Source organism: Selenomonas sp. KH1T6 (assembly GCF_900108415.1).
Classification (GTDB): domain Bacteria; phylum Bacillota; class Negativicutes; order Selenomonadales; family Selenomonadaceae; genus Selenomonas_B; species Selenomonas_B ruminantium_A.
Map to the genome: position 1 here is coordinate 26,731 of NZ_FNWN01000017.1, position 22,154 is coordinate 48,884.

Sequence of the window (22,154 nt, forward strand, 5' to 3'; positions counted from 1 at the left end):
AGTGCTAAACCTGCACAGTGGCCAACTTCGGCGGGCGGCTTGTCATCGACAGGCCGCTTTTTTTGCGTTAAAAAGCAAACACAGAGCAAGAACGATGTTCATGTGAAGTCATTTTTGGCAACTGCGTTCTTGAAAGATTGTGGGATAGAGCGTTATATATGCTTGTCAGAAGAAATAAGGGAATCAAGCTGGGCTGTGAGTGTTCACGGCTCTTTTTTTGTTTATTTTCAGGTTCTGAGTAAAACATCGAAGAGTTTGCGGAGCAAATTTTCCCTTAGACTATGAAGCGTAGTCGGGAGGGAAACGGAATTGAAGTGGATAGATACATCGAAGAAATCTCACCGGTTTATGGTGGTTATAGGAATTTTTGCAGTGGTGCTTGGCCTTTGGCGGTGCTTATCCTGTGTGTCAAGGCTACCGGCAGAGTACCGGGTGCTTTACTACAACCATACGGACAGCCTCCCTCGTGGCCTTTATCTGCGGATGCCTTTGCGGGAGTTGCGGGATGGGGATTATGTGGTCTTTGAGCCAACGGAACAGATTACAGAGGTGGCTTACCCACGAGGCTGGCTCTCCCCGGGGGTGCGATTTCTGAAACAGGTGGGGGCTGTGGCCGGGGAAAGCTATGAGATAGAGCCGGACACCTTGCAGTTCAAGGCAAATGGCAGATATATCGGTCAGGCCTACCCGGAAGACCGGGAGGGGAGGCCGATGCCAGAGATTCGAGGCAGTTTCCTGGTGCCGGAAGGAGAGTTCCTTCCCATAGGCACCAATCCCAGAAGCTTTGATGGCCGGTACACAGGTACGGTGCCGCTTAAAAATATCTCGGCAAGGGTGATTCCCCTGCTCACAGGAACGTGGATGCCGTAAGGAGGAAGTTTTTTGCAGGACAGAGAGATACAGCACTATCACATGACTGGTTTCGAGGCCTTCTTCAAAGAAGCCCTGCCACCAATCAAGGCCACCTTGGATAAAACACTGGGGGACAGGGAAGGGCACTTTGCCATGGCCATAGTGGAAGCAGCCCAGAATGCTGCCATGTACGCCCGGAAAAGCCCGGAAGAGGTAGCCATAGATATAGACCTTGTGGCAACGGAATCAGATATTACCGTGAAGGTTACGGCAGATACAAAGGAGTTTGATGTGCTGGCTTACCGGCAGAGGCTTGGCAGGATGGCCAGAGACAAGCACCAGCGGGAAAAGGAATGGGCAGACATCATCAAAGGAACCCAAAAAAGTCGAGGATATTTCACCATGCTTATGGCTGTGGAATGTCTCTATGTGGATGTGACAGGCAAGAGCGTCACCCTTTGTGCCTCAAGGCCTTATAAACCGGTTCATATCTCAAAGAAAATCAAGGATATCGTGCCAAGGTTCATGCTGGAGCAGAACGGCGTAATCATAGAGGGGGAGGAACTTCATTGAGCTTTGTGAGCAAGCAGGAGGATAAGGCCGTCATAAAGGTGCCGGGGGCGTATATGTTTACCATCTGCCCCAAGGTAGAGGCAGAACTGAAGGAATGTATGAAAAGAGGTTGCCGGAAGGTGCAGGTGGATTTGGAGAAAACGGAAGTCCTAACTTCTGCAGCTATTCGTCAGCTGGCAGGTTTCTGTCGTTTGGTTGAAGAGGAAAACTTTGGACTGAGCAATGCGGCTGGCTGGGTGCTGGGCACAGTCAAGGCCAATAATCTGGAACGATGGCTGAAAGCAGTATAGGAGGGGCAAATGGAAGCAGAAGCATTGGGAATCAAGCGGAACCACATCTTTATCGCAGTGGCAGTGATGGTTACGGTCATAATCGCTGAAATCGTGGCCTGTCTTTGTCTGACAAGCGTAAGACCGGCAGAAAGTCTTGTGGTGGATTATGAGGCAGCCAAGGAAAGCATGGCAGAACTGGAGACGGAATTGAGGGTGACGGATAGAGCCAAGAGAGAAAATGCAGAGGCGTTCAAGGCACTGTCGCTCCTGATGACAGGCAGACCGGCAGAAGTCAGCTTTGAAACCTTGGCAGTGCAGGCCGGGTCAGAAGATGGCAGCTGGGCAAACTTGTCTGTTCGGGCAAAAAATGAGGAAGTACTGCAAAAATACATGAGCAATCTCACAGCCAGCGATAATTTCAGCGGCGTGGCCATTGCAAGCTCCCAAGAAAACCCGGATGGCAGCATCAAGGCGGTTCTCAGCGTACAGAAGGAGGAGGCTAGATAAATGGCAGGGATTTTAGATAAGATTCGAGGCCTTGCAGCCGTCCTGGGTATCTTGGGGGTGGCCCTCATTGCCATGACAGGTTACACGATTCATACCTTTCACAGCCAGCTGGAGAGGCAAGGGCAGATTGCTGTCATGACCCATACCATAGAGGACTGGCAGGAAAAAGCCGACAGGCTCAACAGCGAAAAGCTCAGGCCGGTGACAGCAGAACAGGCCAAGGAGGTCAAGAGTAGGATTATCTTTGCCGCACAGGGGAACCAGTTGAATCTTTTGGGTTCATCAGACCATGCTGAAGAAAATGGACGGCTCTGTGAGCTGAATGTCAGCGGGGACTGGGGCAATATGGTGAATTTCCTCAAAAACTTCGGCTCCGGGGATGCCTTGGTGGGCATCAAGGGGCTGGCCATGAATATGGAAAAGGGCAAGATTCAGGCTCATGTGGTCTATGAGATTTATACAAAGGGTGGTGCGGGCAGTGAAAGATAGGATAACCAAGCTGATGAGGAAGCATTATCGCATAGCTGGATGTATGGCGTTAGGCATTTTTGCTTTGACGATTCTTACAGGCAGCACATGGCATTCGCCTGATGGAAAAGATGTCCATAATGGACATGTTGAATATCAGGCGGTGAATATTCATAATCCTCAAGATGTCCATAATGGACATCTTGAGCAGATGAACGTGGATTTAACAGTAAATCCCTTTGTTGATACAGCCCCCGAGGATGCTGCTCAGGAAAATACGGCAGGAAGTAATGGAGGCAATTACCGCAATCTGCCCGCTATCCCGCTAGTTTCTCCCACTTCCCAGCCACGGCCTGTGCTGCCGCTGCCCAGTATTCCAAAGGCAGCTACGCCAGCAAATCAACCAGCAGTGGCAAGTGCTCCGGCCAAGGCTACGGAGACTGCCCCGGCAGAAAACAAGGAGGCAAAAATAGCCTTCCTTGGCGGCGGTGAGATTATGTTTGCCCATGGCATGGAAAGTGACAAGTGATTAGGAGGCAAGAATTTATGTCGATTCAGAAGATGTTCAGAAGGCCGGAAAAATATAACCAGTCAGGAGGCAGCAACCCAGCCACTCCGGCAGAAAAGGCTGCGGCTGTTTGGGACAGACGAGTAGGAAGTGCGGTGACACAGGCCTATAACTGGCGAAGGGCTACTATCCTCATGGGAATAGCTTGCCTGGTGCTGGCTGGCGGCCTTGTGGTTCAGTCCTTAAAGACACAGGTCATTCCCTATGTGGTGACGGTAGACAAGAACACCGGGGAAGTGGAAAAGGCCGGGGCTTTCACCGGGGCAGATTATACCCCCGGCGAGGCAGAGAAGAAGTATTTCATCACCAAGTTTGTCCTGAATGCCCGTTCCGTAGTGCTTGACCCTGTAGCCCAGACCAATGACCAGCGGGAAGCGGTGGCCTACCTTACCACGAATGCAGCCAACAAGTACGAAATGGTGAAGCAGAATGAGAAGTTCGATGATAAATTCGGCAATTGCACGGTAACGCCTCACATCGTATCAATTCAGAAGGTGCCGGATTCCGAGACGTCCTATCAAGTGCGGTGGACGGAGGAAGAGTACGGCATCCGCTCCGGGGACAAGAAGACCCGGAACATGAGCGGCGTGTTCTCCTATACCATGCTGCCGGTGGAGGGGGATGCCCTGCAAGTGAATCCCTTGGGGCTGTTCATCACAGGCTTTGATTTCTCCAATGATGCAAGCCAGGTCAACAGCGGAAGCGAAAGCAAAAAGAAAAGCTGATTTCAACCGAGACAGTCACATGAAATTTATGGAGGTATAGAAAATGTTGAATAGCAAATTAAAGAAAATTATCTGCGGGGCACTCCTTTGCAGCACCTTTGCCATGCCCTATATGCAGAGCGTGGAGGCTGCCAAGGCTCATGATGTAAAGGCCGAGGCACAGCAGACTGAGAAAAGCCAGAAGGAAATGCAGGATAAGCTCACAGCTTTGGAGGGCAAGCTCAAAGCTGTGGAGGCAGACAAGACCTCCGAGGCCAATACTGCCGCCATCAAGGAGATTACCGAGGAACTGAAAGAACTGCACAGGCAGATGGAGAGTTCTGCCGTTGCCCAGAGCCGTATCATGGAGGCCTTGGACGATGTGCAGTACAGGAACAAGGAAATGGAAAGATTCATGGAAGACCCCTCAGACGGCTACTATGGCACAGCTGCCACGGAGAAATATCTGGTTTATCCGGGAGGCGATGGCAGCAGCCCCAGCTACACCCAGGATGCTATCAACGCTCAAGGTAATTCCACCATGGTTTTTGCCTATGCTCCCAACCAGCTCTATAAAATCTACTGCCGTCGGGGCTATCTGACGGATTTGGCTTTCCACAAGGGGGAGAATATCAAGTTCGTGGGTGGCGGTGACACGGTGGGCTGGACAGTGACCAACTCAACCGTGGACGGGGTTCCTCATCTTTACATCAAGCCGGTGGTGGAAACCAGCACCACCAATCTCATTGTCACCACGGAAAAGCACTCCTACCAGCTTATCCTGAACACCTCCAACTGGTACAACCCTATGGTCACTTGGACTTATGAGGCTGAGAACATGGCAAACGGCCTGATGGCAATGGCGAAGGAAGACAGGCTCACCACGGGGCAGGTAGCTGCCACGAATATTGCCAATCTGGATTTCAGCTATCATGTGTCCGGCGGGGAAAGCTCCAGCCGTCCTTCAATGGTCTTCTCGGATGGGGAAAAGACCTTCATCAAGTTCGACAAGATGGTGGCCCGGAAATTCCCCCTCTTCATCAAGGAGAAGGGCACCAAGGATATGAAAATCACCAATTACAAGGTCAAGGACAACTACTTCATCGTGGAAAAGGTCTTTGACCGGGCACAGATTCGCCTTTCTGACAGCGAAATTATCACCATTAGGCACGGCAAGTAAGGGGGGAGAACATGAATAACCTTTTAGGGAATGCCCAGACATTCTTCAAGCGTAGATGGGGGAAGAAGACCGAGGATGATGTGGATGACGAGACTGAATTTGACGGGGACGAAGCAGACAAAAGCCCCGGCAAGGTCAGCATGAACGGCGGCAGCCATGGCACAGTCTTCGGCATAAACCGCAAAATCGTCACAGCAGTCGTAGTAGGCGGCTTTCTGGTGGTGGGCATGGCCACTATCTTCAACATTACAGACAAGAATGACAAGGCACAAGAAAAGCCCCCGCAGACACAGGAAACGGCTGCCAATCCTGACGGCCTGATGAAAAATGACAAAAATGCGGTTGGCAGCTATGACCAGCTTTTAGACCCCAGACGGCAGCAGATGGGAAAGCCGGGTAGCCACCCTAACAATTCCGGCAATGCGGAGGCAAATGGGCAGAATGGAGATAATCCAAACAATCCCCAGCAGGTTCAGCAAGCCCGGGCGAATATGACCATACCGGCTATTCCTCAGGCTTCCTATTCTGCTCCCGTGGCTTTGCCCAGTCAGGCAAATGCTGCTTCTGCTGCCCAGTCTGCCGAAGAACGGGAAGCAGCACAGGCCAAGAAAGCCATGGAAGACCGCTTTAAGAGTGCCATAGATTTTGCTCTGGGCAGAAGCGGGGGCAATAACGCAGATATGGTCACGGCTGATGCTGGAGCATCTGCTCCGGCAGGGGGAATGAATGGCAGCCAGTCAAATAATTCCGGCCTCGTGCAGGTGGGCTATACGGCTCCCAGCGACACGATTCTCCAAGCCGGTACAGTTATCCCGGCCATGCTCTTTTCCGGCATCAACACGGACACCCCAGGACAAATTACCGCAGAGGTTCAGGCTGATGTCTTCGATAGTGCCACAGGCACAAGGCTTCTTATCCCGGCTGGCAGCACCTTGGTGGGCAGCTATGAGCAGGGAGAGGCGGCAACTACCGGCAGGGTTAGTCTGGTATTCACCACCCTTGTCATGGCAGATGGCGGTTCCTATAACCTTGGGGACAGCATGGTGGCCATGGACACCGGCGGTTATAACGGCCTCCATGGCAAGGTTCATCACCATACCGGCAGCAAAATCGGTGGCGGTATGTTTGCTTCGGCCTTGGCTGCTCTTGGCTCCTATGCTTCCGGCAATGTTTCCACTCAGAACACCTACACCGGCGGCCAGCTGGCCATGCAGGGGGCATTGGCGAACCTGATGCAGACGGCCTCAACCCTCTTCAAGAAGGGTGCAGACAAGCAGAACACTGTCACCATTGCTCCGGGACAGCAGTTCAATATCTTTGTCACCAAGCCTATTTCCTTCGGCATTTGAGGGGAGGACTGAGCATGGAAGACAGACAGTTACAGACAAAGGTGATGCTCTATATCATCGGAGTTGTGCTCATAGGCATCCTGCTCGGCTCATGGTACGGCACCCAGCAAGTGGGTGCCGATTGCCATTATGCAGAGTATCTAGGTGGCCTTCACATTGGCAGCATTGCCATCTACCAGCCCTTTGGCATGGTGGCATGGAAGAAAAACGCTGAGATTATGGCACAGATTACACCCCAGGTCATGAACGCCCACTTTTTTGACCTCTACCTCGGGGGCTTAATAGGAGGCGGCATTGGCTACATGATTAGCAAGAAATACCAGCAGCGTACCTCCCACGGTACGGCGGCATGGGCAACGGCGGAGGACATCAAGAAAGCTAAACTTAACGCCGAGGAAAACGGCGTGGTGTGCGGCAGAAATCCCTACAGCCATCAGATTATGCTCCATGATGGGCCTGAGCATATCCTGCTTCTGGCTCCTACCCGCTCAGGTAAGGGCGTGGGTGTCATTACCCCTACCGGGATAATCTGGAAGCACTCCATTTTCTTCTTTGACCCAAAAGCGGAGTTATGGAACATGACCTCCGGCTGGCGAAAGAAGCATCACAAGCAGAAGGTCATGAAGTTTGAACCTCTTTGCAAGGACGGGTCCGGGGCACGATGGAATCCTTTTGCGGAAATCAATTTCCAGAGCACGGATGAAATGGATGATGTGACCACCATTGCGGAAATGATGTGTAAGACCGGGAGCGGGGAGGGAAACAAAGACCCCTTCTGGGACAATTCAGCGGTGGCAGTAGTGAAGGGGGTTATCATGCACCTCCTGTATAAGCACTTTCAGGAGGGCAAAGACCTGCCCAACCCGTCAGATGTTATGAGCTTCCTGTCCTCTCCAAACATGGACACTGACCATCTTTTCGCAAACATGAAGATATATCCCCATATCAGCCCCAAGGAGTTCATGGAGGTTGAGGAATGGGAAAATGTCATGGACGAAAACGGCAAGCCCTTGCTGGATGAAGAGGGCAAGCTTGTCCGCAAGCTAAAGAAAAAGTGGCGTAATCCCCTGAAGGAAATCTATGGGGAGTACATCCCAGACCTGAAGCCCTACAAAAAGGCCTTGGGGCTGCAGCCGGATACGGAGGAATGGTTCAAGGTCAAGACATTGGAAGACTTGCGGCTGGCCATTGAGGACTATGAGAAGCAATGCAAGCCGGAAGATAAGCTAAACTGGGAGGCTCCCGACCTTACTGGCTACAAGGACAAAAGCGAGATTGACACGGGTATTTCCATGGCAGATTCCAAATCTCCGTGGTATCACCTGCTGGTGCATCCGAAAGTAGCTGAGAGTGCCAGCAATATGCTTAACGGTGCCAAGGAAACCAGAGGCTCTATTATGCAGACTACCCAGACTGCCCTTGACCTGTACCAGAATCCACTTATCAAGGCCAACACGGCTATTTCGGATTTCACCGTCCGTGACCTCTTAGACCCCAAGCAGACGGTTTCCCTATACCTTGTGTTGCAGCCCAACGATGTAGAGAAGCTGCGGCCTCTCACAAGGTTGTTCATCAGCACCATGATGAGCAAGCTCGTCCGGGATATGGATTTTGGGGAAGGCGGGGGTACTACCAATGTGGTTAAGCAGCGATTGCTGCTAATGTTGGACGAATTTCCCCAGCTCCGAAAGATGGAGCAGATAGAAAACCAGCTGGCCATCTGTGCCGGTTACGGCGTGAAAATCTGCATTGTGGCCCAGAACATTGGACAGCTTAACCAGCTCTATACCAAGGAGAACGGCATTGCTGCCAACTGCCATGTGCAGATTTACTACACTCCGGCAGATAACGATTCAGCCAGGATGCTCTCGGATAAGCTGGGGGATGCTACCATCACCACCAGCAGCATATCCAGTTCCGGCAAGCTCTTTGAGAAGAACACCTCTGTATCGGAGAATGCCAGAAAGCTCATGACCCCGGACGAGGCATCCCGCATGGACGAGAAGAAGGAACTGGTCTTTGTCACCGGCAAGCGGCCAATCTTTGCCGACAAAATCCGCTTCTATGAGGAACCCTACTTTGTGAAGCGGGTATCGGTGAAGGCACCGCCTTTTTCAGATACATGCACTGAGGTCAAGGACTACAGCCAGCTTTTTGCCATCCATGAGCCGGAACGCCGGTCACAGGAAGAAAAACGCCGGAAGGTGGAACTTGCTCGTCTGGAAGCCGAAAAAGCCTTGCAGAAAGAGGCCGGGGCACAGCTGGAGGAAAAAGCTAAAAATAAAGTGGTCGATACGGCTCCTGAAAATCTGGCACCTGTGGAGCCTAAGGTGGAGGAAGAAAAAGAGGCGCAGATACCGAATGAGCCAGCCCCGCATACGGAGGAAGAGCGGAAGCAGGAGGCTGAGGCCTTTGCCAAGGCGGCTGTATGCGTGAGCCGTCAGCCTCACAGGCGGCCAAGGCCAATGACACAGGAGACAGCAAATGAAAAAGAAGCCGGAAATACCGAAATTGCCCAGCCTGACAGACCTGAAGAACCGCAAGATGAAGACCATAGCGGAACCCAAGGGGCTGGACAGCCAGCAGAACCTTTTGAAGAAAGGCCACGGCCAGAAGGTGCGGACAAGGTAGAAGCACCGCCTGATGAAGGGGATGATGACGATGATGAGTATGACTTGGATGACGATGAAGAATGGCAGCAATACCAACAGAGCAAGAAGGTGGGCTGATGGCGAATACACAGCTGGTCAATGAACGCTATGTGCAGATGCTTGAATCCAACATGGGGCCGCAGCTGATGGCCTATATGCAGGATGAGACGATTACGGAAATCATGCTCAACCCTGACGGTCACATCTGGATAGATACCCATGACCGGGGACTGGTGGAAAGCCCTATTACCATGAGTGCCAATATTGCCAAGCAGCTCATTTACAATGTCGGCTCTTTGGCTGGTCGGGTAGTTCCGGCAGATTTCCCAGAATTGGAGGCAGAGATTCCCGCTTCCCGGCTCTTTAGTTCCTGCCGTTTTCAAGGGGAGCTGCCACCGATTGTGAAAGCCCCGTCTTTCAATATCCGCAAATTCGGCAAGAAGCTCTTTACGCTGGATGATTATGTGGCACAGGGCACCATGACGGAAGTGCAGCGGCAGACCATCATGACGGCCATCCGGGAGCATAAGAACATCATTGCTGCCGGGGGCACGGCTTCAGGCAAAACCACCCTCCTGAATGCCATCCTGGCTGAGATTTCCCAGATGAATGAGCGGATAGTGATTATCGAGGACACCTCGGAACTTCGCTGTACGGCTCCCAATCATGTGAAGCTGCAGACTGCTCCACCCAATATGGATATGGATATGCTGCTGAGAATCACCCTTCGCAAGTCTCCCAACAGGATTGTGGTAGGGGAGGTACGTTCCAAGGAGGCCATGACACTTTTGGAGGCATGGTCAACAGGCCACCGGGGTGGCTGCTGTACGGTGCATAGCGAATCTGCCTATGACACTCTTTCCCGTCTAGAAGAACTGACCTCCCGTGTCTCCATGACCCCCCAGAAGGAAACCGTGGGCAGAGCCGTGGATGTGGTGGTTTACCTGCGGAAGAAGGTCACCAAGCGTCTGATTGAGGACATTATTCTGGTGAAGGGCTACAACAAGCAGACCGGGGATTATGACATCGAGAAAATCGGCTGAGTAAAACATCGTAGAGTTTGCGGGGCAAATTCTCTCGTAAAATTATGCTTGGATAGAAAAGGAGGTAAGTTCAACATGTACATGGATTCTATCAAAAAAATCAAGAAGAAGGGAGCCACTGCGGCTTCCAAGGCACTCACCTTTGCCAAGGAAAACAAGGCCTTCATGTTCAAATTGGGGCTGATGGCAGCGGTGGTGGCCGTGCCTGATGTGGGATTCTGCAATTCAGCGTCCAACATTCAGGTGACACCCCTGCAGAAGCCGGTGCAGATGTTCACCGACCTCATGACCGGCCCGATTCCTGCTTGCTTCACGGTTATCTCCGGGGCAGTAGGCGGCCTTTCCTGGGGCATGGGCATGGAGCAGCAGGTCACCCAGCGGGCTATCAAGTGCGTTGGCGGAGGTGCCATTGCCACTTCCGTAGGCAGTGGCATGAGCTGGATTGGCATTGACGGCGTTTCCAGCTGCCTCTTCATGTGAGGCCGCCATGGACGGTCAGGAAGGGGTTGTTTCTTGGTATAACCTGCCTTTTTATCGCTCACTGACAGAGGAAATTCTCTTTATGGGTGCACCGAGAAACGTCATTATCCTCAATGGTATCGTGTCATTCATGTTCGTCATGTATTTTCACTTTGTCTATATACTGCTCTTGTCCGTGGCCGTACATGCCCTGTGCGTGTACCTTGCCAAGGATGATGCCCAGTTCTTTGACTGCTTGAGCCAGTATATGTACAAGGACAATTACTATTCAACGTGAGCAGATGGAGCGGAGTGGGGCTTTTGGCCGCTCCGCTCTAAATTTTTATCGAGGTGCATTATGTCGTGGAAAGAATTTGATTTAAGCAATAACACAGTAGCCGACTGGCTGCCCTGGGGAGGGTTGACCCTTCCCCATGTGGTGCAGGAAAAGGATGGCAGCTACTTCGGGGTTATCCGCTACAAGGCTTTGCCGGAGGGGGAGCAGGTAGATTTGAAGCTGCCGGATTTCCGGGAGGGATGGAGCCTGTGGCTGGAGCGGCAGCACGTTCCCATGGAAGAGGATGGGCTGTTTATCGTCTTGTGCTGGAACCCTTTCATCAATCAGGCGGGCTACGCTGTGAACCGTTTGGACAAGGAAATTACCGTCAAGGCCGAGGATGCCGGGATTTATTTCGCAACGGTCTTGGATGATTTTGCAGATGCTATAGGCAAGGTCACAGAGGCCAATGCTCTGGAATATCAGGATGTCATTGACTTCATGAGTTTTGCCATCGCCTACAACGAACAGAAAATAACCATGCCGGAGGTTCCCTTGTATCTTGATGCCCTGCTGTCACAGGGATTAGAACTGAACCTGTCCGGCAATAGCATAGAAATGGGAGGGGAGGAAACGGTGGCCGTTTCCCTTGCTGCTCCCCTGCCCCTGAAACAGGAGGAAATCTTGCTCCATGCTGTAGACCGGCTGCCCTTTAGGTTTGTGCAGCGGCTGCTGCTCATGGAGCCGGAAAAAGCGGAGAAGAAGCTGCTGGCCTACATGGGCAAGTGGTGCAGTGGCAGGAAATCTGTGAAGAAGCTCATAAGTGCCCCGCTGCTCGGAGAACTGACGGGCATATACGCCAACAGCCTTTTCCTCCTGACAGACAAAGGGCAGACGAAGGAAATTGAAAGATACGTCCGGGATGTGCTGAACCGATTGGAAGCACTCTATATAGTGGAGGATTACAACCGCAAAGATGTGTGGTGGGGGAGCTTGCCGGGGCTGTTCCGGGCAAATCTCACACCGCCGCAAATGAGCTTTGGAGGCCTTTCTGAACTCATGACCCATTACCGAAAGGAGGCTTAGGCCTTGTACCGACTGGACTTATTCAAGCGAAACAAGAAGTGCCTGAAAGATGTGATGCCCTTTGCCAGAATCATCGAGTATTCGCCATCAGCGGGCAATCCGAAGCTGGCGGTCACCATTGGCAAGGATGGCAGCTTTATGACCACATGGCGTTATCGAGGCCCCGACCTAGATTCGGCAGTGCGGGAAGAGCTGGCCATCACCACGAGGATATTGCAGGAGGCCATAGGGAGCGTCAAGACCGGCTGGGTCATGCACTTTGAAGCTCAGAGGACACCATCCACTTCCTACCCGGAGGATAACTACTTCCCTGACCCCATCACCAAGGGGATAGACATGGAGCGGCGTTACCTCTTCGCTGGAGGCAATTATTTTGAATCCACCTTTTACAACACCCTTTACTGGATGCCGCCGAAAGACAGCCAGGAACGCATCCGGGAAATGATGGTGGAAGGCCGGGAACATCGTGAGGTGGATGCAGAAGATTCCCTGACCTATTTCTATGAAGCAGTGATGAAAATCTACCAGATATTCAAGAGCCTGAGGATTCCCACGGAGTTCCTAGACAAGCATGAAACTCTGACCTATCTGCACTCAACCATTTCGGCAGATAACAGGAAGCTCACCATGCCCAAGAAACCTATGCTCCTAGACCAGATGATGTTTTACGACACGCCACTATATGGGGGCATTGAGCCGAGACTGGGCAGGAAGCATATTCGGGTGATTACCCCCATCGACTTCGGCACTGATACTGTCTTCGGCTATTTCGATGCCCTGAACCAGATGAACTTTCCCTATCGTTGGACAACCAGATGCGTCTGTATGTCTAAGTCTGATGTGCTGGAAGAACTGGAGGGCATCAAGCGGAAGTGGAAGGGAAAGCTCCAGTCCATCTTGTCCCTTTTGTTCCATCGCCAGAATAACGTGGAGAACAACAATGAAACGGTGGAGGCCAAGTTGCGGGATGTGAAAGATGCCATCAATGCCGTGGAGGGGGACACCATTTCCTACGTCTACTACACCACGGCAGTAGTGGTGATGGATGAAGACCGGGAGGTAGTGGAGGAACGAGCCAAGATGGTGCGTCAGGTCTTTGTGAATCTTGGCATGAAGCAGACGGTTATTGAAGATGTGAATGCCCTTGATGCTTGGTTCGGGAGCATCCCGGGGATGCTATCCCACAATGTACGCCGTCCCCTGATTTCCACCGGCAACATGGTGCACATGATGCCCTTGTCAGACATCTGGGCAGGTCATGCCAGAAACAAGCACCTGTCCGGCCCCGCTCTCCTATACACGCAGACAACAGGCAATACCCCTTTCCGGCTGAACCTTCATGTGGGGGATGTTGGGCACAGCCTAGTAGTCGGTCCCACTGGTGCCGGTAAATCTGTACTCTTGAACTGCTTGGAAGCCTCATTCCGCAAATACAAAGATTCCCAGGTCATTATTTTTGACAAGGGTGCTTCCTCCAAAATCCTGACTACAGGGGTGGGAGGCAAGTTCTATGACCTTGGCAGCGAGAAGGGGGAGCTATCCTTCCAGCCCCTTGCCCATATTGACGATGATAATGAACGCCAGTGGGCACAGGAATGGCTGTGTGACTTCCTCCGGCAGGAGAACATGGAGATTACCCCGGAGGTAAAGGGCATTATCCGTGATGCCCTGGGGGCACTGTCCGGCATGGCACAGGAGTTTAGAACCATTTCCGGCTTTGTAGGCTACTTGCAGGATTTCAAGCTCAAGGAGGCCTTTTCGCCTCTGGCCTTGGCTGACAGCAAGGGCAATCAGGGCGAGTATGGTGCCATCTTCGATTCCGACACGGACAACTTGGAGATTAGCAGCTGGCAGACCTTTGAAATGGAAAAGCTCATGGGTTCCAAGATGATTGTCGGACCCGCACTTATGTATATCTTCCATCGCATCGAGCAAAGCCTCACTGGGGCACCGACACTTATCGTGTTGGATGAGTGTTGGGTTTTCTTCGACAATCCCATGTTTGCCGAGAAGATAAGGGAATGGCTGAAAGTCCTCCGTAAATACAATGCCAGCGTGGTCTTTGCCACGCAGTCCTTGGTGGATATTACGAAATCTCCGCTGCTGGACACAATCCTCACCAACTGCCATTCCCGCATCTTTCTGCCCAATACCCACGCTCTGGAGGAAAGCCAGAAGAAGACCTATGAAACCTTCGGCCTTAACCAGAGGCAGATTGAAATCGTGGCAGCTGCCACGCCGAAACGTCAGTATTACTACGACAGCCCGGAAGGCTCCCGGCTCTTTGACTTGGCCTTGGAATACTGTCCCTTCACCCTTTCTTATGTGGCAGTAGACAAAAAGGCACTGAACAGGATGAATGAAATCCTCACGGAGTACGGAGCAGCAGACTTCAACCGGCATTGGATTATAGAGAATCGGGTGGAATACCCAGAAGAAAAAAGCAGGGAGGAAATAATCTATGGTATCGAGTTTTGAAATCCTACTGACCATTCTAATCATCTACTTTGCCGCCAGAGTGACCCGCATGGAGGAAAGGATGAACCAGCTGGAGGCCAATTTCAACCGGCATATCAAGGACGGCTCCATGGAGGAAAGCAACACGGTCCACATGGGGAAAGCCTTCGGCAATGACGATGCGTCCTTCACAGGCACCGTGACGGATATTGCCAAGGGCATCAAGCAGTCCGTGGAAGAAGTGAGAAGGTGACAGCATGGCTGAGATAAGAAAAGCCTACCGGCGGCAGATGAACCGGCTTTTGCCCCATGAGAAATTGGCTGCCCTTTATGAAGGCATAGACCGGGAGGCTATGGGAGCATTTGCAGAGGCGGGCTACTCATGGGAGGAAGTAAAGTCCGGCCTTATGGATAACAGCTTCTACCTTGGACGGCTGGAAGAGGCCGGGGCAGCACAGGCCTTGGAGAAGATTCTTCCAGCAGGGATTGAGCCGGGTCATATCAGGGCACTGGCCAGCGATAAAGCCGGGGAAATGAGCCGCATCTACCAAGAGGTGCGGGAACGGCACGAAAGGGAGATAGCAGACCTCTTTGCCCCGGCAGACGAAGAAGCCCTGTCAGCTTTACTTGACCAAGGCTTTTCGGAGCGGGATGTCCATGCGTTCATTCAGGACGAAGGATATTTTGTCAGCCAGATAGCAGATGGTCAAGTTGCTGACAGATACGCCAACAACCTGTTCCGGGCTGTGGCGGAGGCCAGAGGTAAAAAGGCGGATGAAGACATAGAGGCTTGTGAGGAAGCAGCAGCAGAGTATGCCAAGCTTCTGGAAAGCCCCCAGGGCAGGGAAAAGGGCTGGAACTTCCATGCCGAAGGGCAGGTGGCCATCTACCTTCTGGTGCAGGAAAAGTACATGCCGGAGACTGTCTACGATGTAATGGATTCACGCTTGCACAACTATGGGCGTGAGCATGTAGACGAGCTGGAAAAGCTCATAGAAAAAGCCCAGCAGGTAAAGAGTGCCTACCTGAGTATCGAGGATGCCCCGGCTGTAGGGCAGGGAAAATCCCCGGCAGCTGTTTACAGGTCATACCTGAAACGCTACATGGCTGAAAAGGGCTGCCACTTATTGAGCTTTTCCGATGAACGGGTAGTAATACGGCAGATGGTGGAAGAGGGCTTCCCGGAGAAGTTCCTGCCCCAAGCCTTGGAGAAAGCCTCCCCGGTGGCAAGAGAGCCGGGACGGCTGGAGGATAAATACATCGAAGCTCTCCTGTATGACGGGGAAGTCAAGGGGACAACCACGGATAAGGCTGAGGTTAGTGTTCTGGATATGTATAAGAACCGTTTGGCGGTCTATGACAAGACTTTTCGGCGGGCAGGGCATGACGGGGGCATTGCAGGGAATTTCCGCAGATACTTTGATTGCCTCATCACCATGTCACTCATCCGCAAGAGCCGCACAGATGCAGAGATAGAAAAAGCCATCATTGAGGGCAACTCTCACATAGAGAAAGGCCGGGAACACAGCTATGCCCAGGGATTATTGGAGAAAGCCCGGAGGCTTATCCAGAAGCAGCAGGAATGGCTGGAAAAGGTAGAAGATAAGCTTCCTTCCGGCAAAACCTTCAAGGAAATGCTGGCCTTGGACTATACGGCACAGGCCATCTGGAAGTATCTGCTGCAGGAGAGGCTGGCACTGAACCCGAGCCGTGCAGGAAGACTTTGGGAAAAGGGCGTGGACAGGGACATTGCTGAAACCTGTCTCTTGCGGTACAAGGATTTTGACCGGGAAGCCTTGCATGATGTGATAGGCCAAAGCCCCCGAGCGATTCTTCTGGAAGATACGGGGCTGGCAGAGGCATATGATTACGCAGATGAAGTCATAGATTCAGTAGTTGAGCAGATGGCTGAGAATGCCGCACAGCTGGCCGAGGAAGATGCCTTGGAGGAAGAATACAGCCGCCAGCTGGAGCTTTCTGCCGAGGGGCTGGAGTTTGACACGGCCAGCGAATACCAGTGCGGCCAAGGTGCCCTGCAGCTCATGATGCACGGCTACGACACTCTGGCCATCCGCAATGCCCTGCTGAAAAAGACCAGCCAGCAGAAAGCCAAGTCCAAGACGGCGGCACCCTATGTGGATGGGATTCTGCAGCGGGTGCGGAACGCTTATTCCCGGATTCTTGCCATCAAGGCTTACGAGCAGGGTAAGGACATCAAGGAAAATGCTGCCGAGGCTGAATACAAGGCCGAAATGAAGAAGCTCTGGCAGAAGAACAAGGTCATGCGGCCAGCTGACGATGAAAGCATAGCGGCAAAACTTCTGGCCAGACATAAAAAGGAACTGGTCATTGCGGCACTACTTGCTTGTTCGCCGTGGACGGTGATGCCGGGGGTAAGCGGCCTCTATGTGGAGCATTACCTTATCCGCAAAGCCCAGCAGGAAATCTTGAATGCCCAAAGGCGGCTGGCAAGGGAGAGGCCGATGGCAAGGGAAAAGAAGACGGACAACATTGCCGAGGAATATCGGGATGAGAGGGAGGCCATGCAGAAGCGGCACAGTCTCTTGCCGTACAACATGAAGATGGATGAGCTGGTGGCCATGTCTCTCTTGATGGCCGGCTTTTCCACTGTGGCAGTGGGGGCTGTCTTGGAGGAAGAATCTCCCTGCCGTACCAGCCAGCAGAATTATGGTGCCAGCGTGGCCACCCGTGCCCAAAAGGCAGTTTACAGCCAGACCACGGTGGAAGAAGAAACACGCAGTGAAACATGGGCAGGAGTTCAAACGCCGGTACGGCACAGGACGATAACCGAAACAGTTTATACAGGGGGCGTGAATGGGTGAAACGGTTATTTTTGATAGCGATTATGTCGCTATATTTGCTTCAAGGGGGCCTCCCCGGGGAAAGCACGGCAGAGGCAGCAGATGTTCGGAGTGTGGTCTATTCGGAGGTGGCTGCCTACAATGGCAACGCCAATGAAGCAGTCTGGATAACGGATGCAATTTGCTACGCATCCAGCCTGTACGGCGTAGACCCGTTGCTGGTGACTTCTGTCATGGAAACCGAGAGCCATTTCAATTTTGGCAGCTTTTCGGGTGCCGGAGCCATCGGCCTGATGCAGCTGATGCCGGGGACGGCCACAGCTGTGGGGGTAGACCCTTATGACCCGCTGGGAAATGTCATAGGAGGCGTTTCCTATCTGCGTAGCCAGCTGGACAGCTTTTCTGGCTACGGAGATTACGCCGTGACCAATGCGGTGGCTGCCTACAATGCCGGGGGCAATGCGGTGAGAAAATACGGCGGGTGCCCGCCTTTTGCCGAAACCCAGAACTATGTAGTGGAGGTGAACGGCACCTATACCCAACTACTGAACAGATACTATTACCAGTGAAGGAAGTGAGGCAGATGAAATTTAGGAAAGCGGCCATAGCCATGGGGGTGCTCCTTGGCGTGACCGTTCCCTTTGGAGCCATGAACCTTTCCAGCAGGAATGTCGAGGCCACAATTCTGGTCTATGACCAGAAAAACGTGGAAGAGGCCATCAAGGAAGCTGTGCAGACGGCCCAAATCCTCACAGAGGAACAGAAGCAGCTGGCCTTGGAAATCCTCAACACCAAGTCGTTGGATGCCAAGAAGTTGCTGGCTATGCTCCAGAGCCAACAGGCAGCAGAGCAGTCCATCATGTCGGGAGATATTATGTACCCAAGGGGGACATTGGAGAAGCTGGGCAAGCTCCCCAGTATCCTCAACCGCCATTCCACCCCCACAACCATCATGGAAAACGAGATAGGCACCATTGAGGATGTCTTCAACGGTGATGCTACGGTGGTGGATTTGTACCAGCGAACCATGAAGAACCGCAGGGCTTTGGATGCTACCTACAAAGCGGCAGCGGAGTCAGCCAAGAACATTCAGGTGGCAGATGGCAAGCTCTCTGTAAGTGTCAACTCTGCCGTGGAGGCTGCCAACAATGCCGAAGGTCAGAAGCAGGTCTTGCAAGCCCAGACGGCCATTTTAGCGGCCAATGCCCTTGCTGCCCATAACGGCAACGAGGCACTGGCAAACATCATGGCCATGGAGGCAGAGGAATACTACGTCAGAAACTACGAAAAGGCCATGACCGAGAAAATGGAGCAAGATTCCCGGGAAAGCATGGCCAGATTTTGCAGCCATTAAGGCTGCGTGAAGCTGAAATGTAAAAAGCCGCCAAAAGGCGGCCTTTTACCTAAGATTCCAGGAATATTTTTTTGAACAATTTGAATAGGATTTGTGCTACGAACGTACATATTGCAACAAGGATGGAAAAAGCGATAAGGGAGCCCATGAATATAGCCATCAGACCAAGAAACATGCAGAATCCCTCCTAGCAATAGTCCTTGCATAAAGTATATCAGAAAATCCACCGTACAGTGAAACATTGTAGAGTTTTTGCGGGTTGAATACAGATTATCCTATAAATCAGGGAGGTGGCTGCGGCCATGAAATACATAGACGAACAGGAAAAAATGGAGCTGGGACGGCACCTGGCGGATTACCTCATAGAAAGCGGCTGTGCCACGCCGGAGGCCATTGAGCGGGGCAAGAACTTCTCCTGCCCGGACCCGGCTCATGGAGACGATTCCCCGTCAGCCCATTATTACGACAAGGGTCCGAACACCTGTCCCGTGGTGTACTGCTTCGGATGCAGAGGCACATGGGATTTGTTCAAGCTCATTGGGGCAAGGGAGAACCTGCCGGAATTTAGCCAGCAAGTAGAGCGGGCACGGCAGCTTTACGGCACACTGGAAAGGGATGCTGCTGCAAGGCCGGTAGTCTACAGCCCGCCAAGGAAGGCTCCTGCCGTGCGGGCAGAACTCACCACGGAGGATAAGGTGAGGATAAAGCAATACCTGACCAATTGCCAGCAGAACATCTTGCAGACCGACTTCTGGCGAAAGCGGGGCTTTGCTGAGGATTTTGTAAAAGCCCATGGTCTTGGCTACGATGTGCATGAAAAAAGGCTCATAATCCCCACGGACACCGCCTATGTGGCCAGAACCACACAGCCTGATGAACGCATACGCTACAAGAATCCCAAGGGCGTGGCAGTGTCCTTGACCGGCGGCGAAAAGCTGAAAGAGCCGGGGCAGGTCTTTGTGGTGGAGGGGGCTTTGGATGCCTTGGCTATAGAACAGGCGGGGGGAAGAGCCATCGCCCTGAACAGCGTGAGCAACGCCAATCTTCTGGTAAGTATGGCCAAGGATTCCCCTGCCGAGTTCCTGATAACCCTCGACAACGATGAAGCCGGGGAAAGGACGGGAAAAGACTTGGCTGAAAGCCTTGCCGGACAGGAACTTTCGGTAAAGCTCATACCCAAGGCATGGCAGCCTTGCAAAGACCCCGGGGAATGGCTGGAACTGGGAGGCAGGGAGGTCATGGAGCGTAGGCTTCAGGAAATCACTAATCCCGAGGCAGAGGTGAAGAACGAGGCCCAGGAGGACAAGGAAACCTATCAGCAGCTGTATGACAGATTGATGGAGCACAAGCCAGACCATGCCAAGAGTGACCTCATAGAATATTGGCAGCGGGTGACCGAGGAAATCCGCAACGCCGTGACCCGGCTCCACGAGGCACAGAAACTATGTGAGGCTCTGGACTTGTGGACACTGGCCATAGGGCAAGCAGCCAAGGAGTTTGATTTCAAAGCTGAGGAACTGGCTCCCGTCCGGGATGTGCTGAAAGAGATAGGCAAGAAAGCCCAGCAGGAAACCGAGGACTGGCAGTTCATCTTTGATACCATGTGCCAGCTGGATGACTTCACCCGTGACCTCATTGGCAAGGCTGTAGAGGCCAGAAAGGCAAATCCCTTGCTGGCCTTGCCAAAAGTGCAACACGCTGGCTCTATGGATGAGGCACTGGCAAAGGTGGAGCCGGAGAATTTTGAGGGTATCTACTATGCGGCTGTGAAGGAAATAAGCAGGAAACAGGCCGGGATAGGGATTTACGAGGCAGACAAGGCCATAGTGCCCTTGTTGAAGGAAAAAGGGATAGGCAGTGCCCATATTTCGGGCATACTGGCAAACTCCCCACGCCTTGACCATTTAGGCCAGCAGGAAAAGCTGATGGACAGTCATAGATTTGTAGAGCATATCTCAGGCAAAGAAAGAGAAGAGGCGATGACACGTTGAAGACAAACAAGAACACTGGCATAGCGGTGATAGCCATGCTATTGGTGCTGGGCATAAGCGGCACGACCTTGGCTGCCAGCAGTGATTCCATCGTGGCTGGCGGCACAGGTTTGGGAGGCAACTTCGATAAGCAGCTGGCGTTAATTGGCGGGGCCTTCGTCACCTTGGCTAAGGTTACAGTGTTGGTGATGACAGCAGTGGCGGCCATGATGGTAGGCTGGGGCATAGAGGATGGCAAGAAGACCATCTGGAGCTGGTTGCTAGGGGCTGGCCTTGCCATAAACTTCGGGGCGTTTCTTACAGAGACAGGCGTCGTGGATATGGCCAGCAGTGCCGGTCATGGGCCATCTTCACCCACTTTTTACAGCCCGGATATCAAGAATGATGTCAAGGACATGGATGTGTTATCCGGTTTTATGGACAGTTACCTCAATGGTGTGATAAAGCCCGGTTCCCAGGCGATTATTTCTCCCTGCCTAAAACTGCTTCTCATTCTTACGGTGCTGGAAGTTGGCTGGCAAATGTCTTTCAAGCTGATTTCTGGTGACAAGATAAAATACCTTTTGTCTGTGATTATCAAGATGGGGATTTTCATGTTCCTGATGATGAACTGGATTGACCTAATGGGGGCATTGGGTCAGGGATTCCAGCAAATTGGATTCCTGGCAGGTGGAGCTGGTGCTACCGGCGGGGTAGACTTGAAGCCGGATTCCATATACAAGAATGGTTTCTATATTTTTAAGCACGTATGGGATGAATTCAACTGTAAGAGCATAGGTTTGCTTCTGCTAAATTTGCTTTCTTTGGCGGTAGTAGTAGTTTGCATGATACTTACAGCTATAGAAATGTTTATGGCTAGAATTGAATTTTATACCATGGCACTAATCACGATACCTTTATTGCCGTTTATCATGCTTGATAAGTTCGCATTTCTGGCAGAAAAGGCGATTGGCGGTATGTTTAATCTGGCCATTAAGTTATCCGTGATTTCCTTCATAACGGCCATGGCTATCCCCTTTATGCAAACCTTCAGGACTAAAATGGAGGCAACACATGATGTATGGACACAACCGGCATTGCTTTTTCAGGCTGTGCTGGCGGCCATGGTCATATACATGCTTACCAAGAAGATTCCTGAAATAGTCTCAAGTCTGATAAATGGCCAGCCAAGCTTTAGTGGTGGAGGAATGGTAGATATGGCCAAGGGTGTGGCTAATACCGCTGTCGGTACTGTCGCTGGAGGTGTGGGAGCTGTGCGGGCTGCTAGTGCCATCAATGCAAGCGATAAAGGCGGATGGACGGGAACTTTGGCACAGTTGGGTAAGTCAAAACTCATGAGCACGACGCCTGTAGCTAGATATAGAGGTGCCGTAAAAGCTATGGATGACCTTAATAAACATACGGGCAGTATAATGCTTGAACGCATGCGTAGAGGTGAATCTGCTACAGGTGATGATAAAAATAAATCTACGGGGAATAATGGTAATGCTGAACAGAATGTAGATACATTCAAAAAAGCCAATAGTCCTGCATAAAATAAT

General features: G+C 52.1%; 21 protein-coding genes. All 21 read left to right on the forward strand.

Translation table 11 applies throughout. The annotated features are described in order from the left end of the window. Window positions 1–309 precede the first annotated feature (309 nt). The 21 genes from BLW59_RS10765 (at window position 310) to BLW59_RS10865 (ending at window position 22,148) form a co-directional block, all read left to right on the forward strand. Window positions 310–870, forward strand: coding sequence for a S26 family signal peptidase (locus BLW59_RS10765; RefSeq protein ID WP_081348500.1), 561 nt, complete (start codon window positions 310–312; stop codon window positions 868–870). Window positions 871–882: 12 nt separating this feature from the next. Continuing rightward, on the forward strand, window positions 883–1,425 hold the full coding sequence (locus tag BLW59_RS10770) for a hypothetical protein (RefSeq protein ID WP_074697781.1): 543 nt from the start codon (window positions 883–885) through the stop codon (window positions 1,423–1,425). Next, complete coding sequence (locus tag BLW59_RS10775) at window positions 1,422–1,715, forward strand: hypothetical protein (protein ID WP_074697782.1); 294 nt, start codon at window positions 1,422–1,424, stop codon at window positions 1,713–1,715. Before BLW59_RS10770 ends, BLW59_RS10775 begins: the two co-directional genes overlap by 4 nt. A gap of 9 nt (window positions 1,716–1,724) precedes the next feature. Next, on the forward strand, window positions 1,725–2,204 hold the full coding sequence (locus BLW59_RS10780; protein WP_074697783.1) for a hypothetical protein: 480 nt from the start codon (window positions 1,725–1,727) through the stop codon (window positions 2,202–2,204). Continuing rightward, window positions 2,205–2,693: a hypothetical protein gene (locus BLW59_RS10785; RefSeq protein ID WP_074697784.1), complete on the forward strand. Its 489-nt coding sequence runs from the start codon at window positions 2,205–2,207 to the stop codon at window positions 2,691–2,693. Between the two features lie 196 nt (window positions 2,694–2,889). Further along, complete coding sequence (locus BLW59_RS17980) at window positions 2,890–3,201, forward strand: hypothetical protein (protein ID WP_217634617.1); 312 nt, start codon at window positions 2,890–2,892, stop codon at window positions 3,199–3,201. Window positions 3,202–3,218: 17 nt separating this feature from the next. Further along, window positions 3,219–3,965 carry a VirB8/TrbF family protein gene (locus BLW59_RS10795; RefSeq protein WP_074697786.1) on the forward strand — a complete coding sequence of 249 codons (747 nt, stop codon included), beginning with the start codon at window positions 3,219–3,221 and terminating at the stop codon, window positions 3,963–3,965. A 43-nt stretch (window positions 3,966–4,008) separates the two neighbouring features. Further along, on the forward strand, window positions 4,009–5,124 hold the full coding sequence (locus BLW59_RS10800) for a TrbG/VirB9 family P-type conjugative transfer protein (protein ID WP_074697787.1): 1,116 nt from the start codon (window positions 4,009–4,011) through the stop codon (window positions 5,122–5,124). An 11-nt stretch (window positions 5,125–5,135) separates the two neighbouring features. Next, on the forward strand, window positions 5,136–6,473 hold the full coding sequence (locus BLW59_RS10805; protein ID WP_074697788.1) for a TrbI/VirB10 family protein: 1,338 nt from the start codon (window positions 5,136–5,138) through the stop codon (window positions 6,471–6,473). A gap of 14 nt (window positions 6,474–6,487) precedes the next feature. Next, the gene (locus tag BLW59_RS10810; RefSeq protein ID WP_074697789.1) at window positions 6,488–9,202 is read left to right on the forward strand and encodes a type IV secretory system conjugative DNA transfer family protein; all 2,715 of its coding nucleotides are present in this window, start codon (window positions 6,488–6,490) and stop codon (window positions 9,200–9,202) included. After that, window positions 9,202–10,167 carry a P-type conjugative transfer ATPase TrbB gene (trbB, locus tag BLW59_RS10815; RefSeq protein ID WP_074697790.1) on the forward strand — a complete coding sequence of 322 codons (966 nt, stop codon included), beginning with the start codon at window positions 9,202–9,204 and terminating at the stop codon, window positions 10,165–10,167. Before BLW59_RS10810 ends, trbB begins: the two co-directional genes overlap by 1 nt. A 75-nt stretch (window positions 10,168–10,242) precedes the next feature. Then, entirely contained in the window at window positions 10,243–10,647 is a 405-nt protein-coding gene (locus BLW59_RS10820; protein WP_074697791.1) for a hypothetical protein, read from the forward strand. A 7-nt stretch (window positions 10,648–10,654) separates the two neighbouring features. Continuing rightward, window positions 10,655–10,924, forward strand: a complete 270-nt coding sequence (locus BLW59_RS10825; protein ID WP_074697792.1) for a VirB3 family type IV secretion system protein — start codon at window positions 10,655–10,657, stop codon at window positions 10,922–10,924. 60 nt (window positions 10,925–10,984) lie between these two features. Next, window positions 10,985–11,989 (forward strand): hypothetical protein, encoded by a 1,005-nt coding sequence (locus BLW59_RS10830; RefSeq protein WP_139283646.1) that lies wholly within the window; start codon window positions 10,985–10,987, stop codon window positions 11,987–11,989. 3 nt (window positions 11,990–11,992) lie between these two features. Further along, window positions 11,993–14,467: a conjugal transfer protein TrbE gene (locus BLW59_RS10835; RefSeq protein ID WP_081348501.1), complete on the forward strand. Its 2,475-nt coding sequence runs from the start codon at window positions 11,993–11,995 to the stop codon at window positions 14,465–14,467. After that, complete coding sequence (locus BLW59_RS10840; RefSeq protein ID WP_074697794.1) at window positions 14,451–14,699, forward strand: hypothetical protein; 249 nt, start codon at window positions 14,451–14,453, stop codon at window positions 14,697–14,699. The genes BLW59_RS10835 and BLW59_RS10840 overlap by 17 nt, the downstream gene beginning before the upstream one ends. 4 nt (window positions 14,700–14,703) lie before the next feature. Continuing rightward, a complete protein-coding gene (locus BLW59_RS10845; RefSeq protein ID WP_074697795.1) occupies window positions 14,704–17,289 on the forward strand; it encodes a hypothetical protein in 2,586 nt (861 codons plus the stop codon). Then, a complete protein-coding gene (locus BLW59_RS10850; RefSeq protein WP_318258509.1) occupies window positions 17,286–17,837 on the forward strand; it encodes a lytic transglycosylase domain-containing protein in 552 nt (183 codons plus the stop codon). Before BLW59_RS10845 ends, BLW59_RS10850 begins: the two co-directional genes overlap by 4 nt. Window positions 17,838–17,851: 14 nt before the next feature. Beyond that, window positions 17,852–18,622, forward strand: coding sequence for a hypothetical protein (locus BLW59_RS10855; RefSeq protein WP_074697796.1), 771 nt, complete (start codon window positions 17,852–17,854; stop codon window positions 18,620–18,622). A 302-nt stretch (window positions 18,623–18,924) separates the two neighbouring features. Further along, the gene (locus tag BLW59_RS10860; RefSeq protein ID WP_074697797.1) at window positions 18,925–20,613 is read left to right on the forward strand and encodes a toprim domain-containing protein; all 1,689 of its coding nucleotides are present in this window, start codon (window positions 18,925–18,927) and stop codon (window positions 20,611–20,613) included. Next, window positions 20,610–22,148 (forward strand): type IV secretion system protein, encoded by a 1,539-nt coding sequence (locus BLW59_RS10865; RefSeq protein ID WP_074697798.1) that lies wholly within the window; start codon window positions 20,610–20,612, stop codon window positions 22,146–22,148. Before BLW59_RS10860 ends, BLW59_RS10865 begins: the two co-directional genes overlap by 4 nt. Window positions 22,149–22,154: the final 6 nt, after the last annotated feature.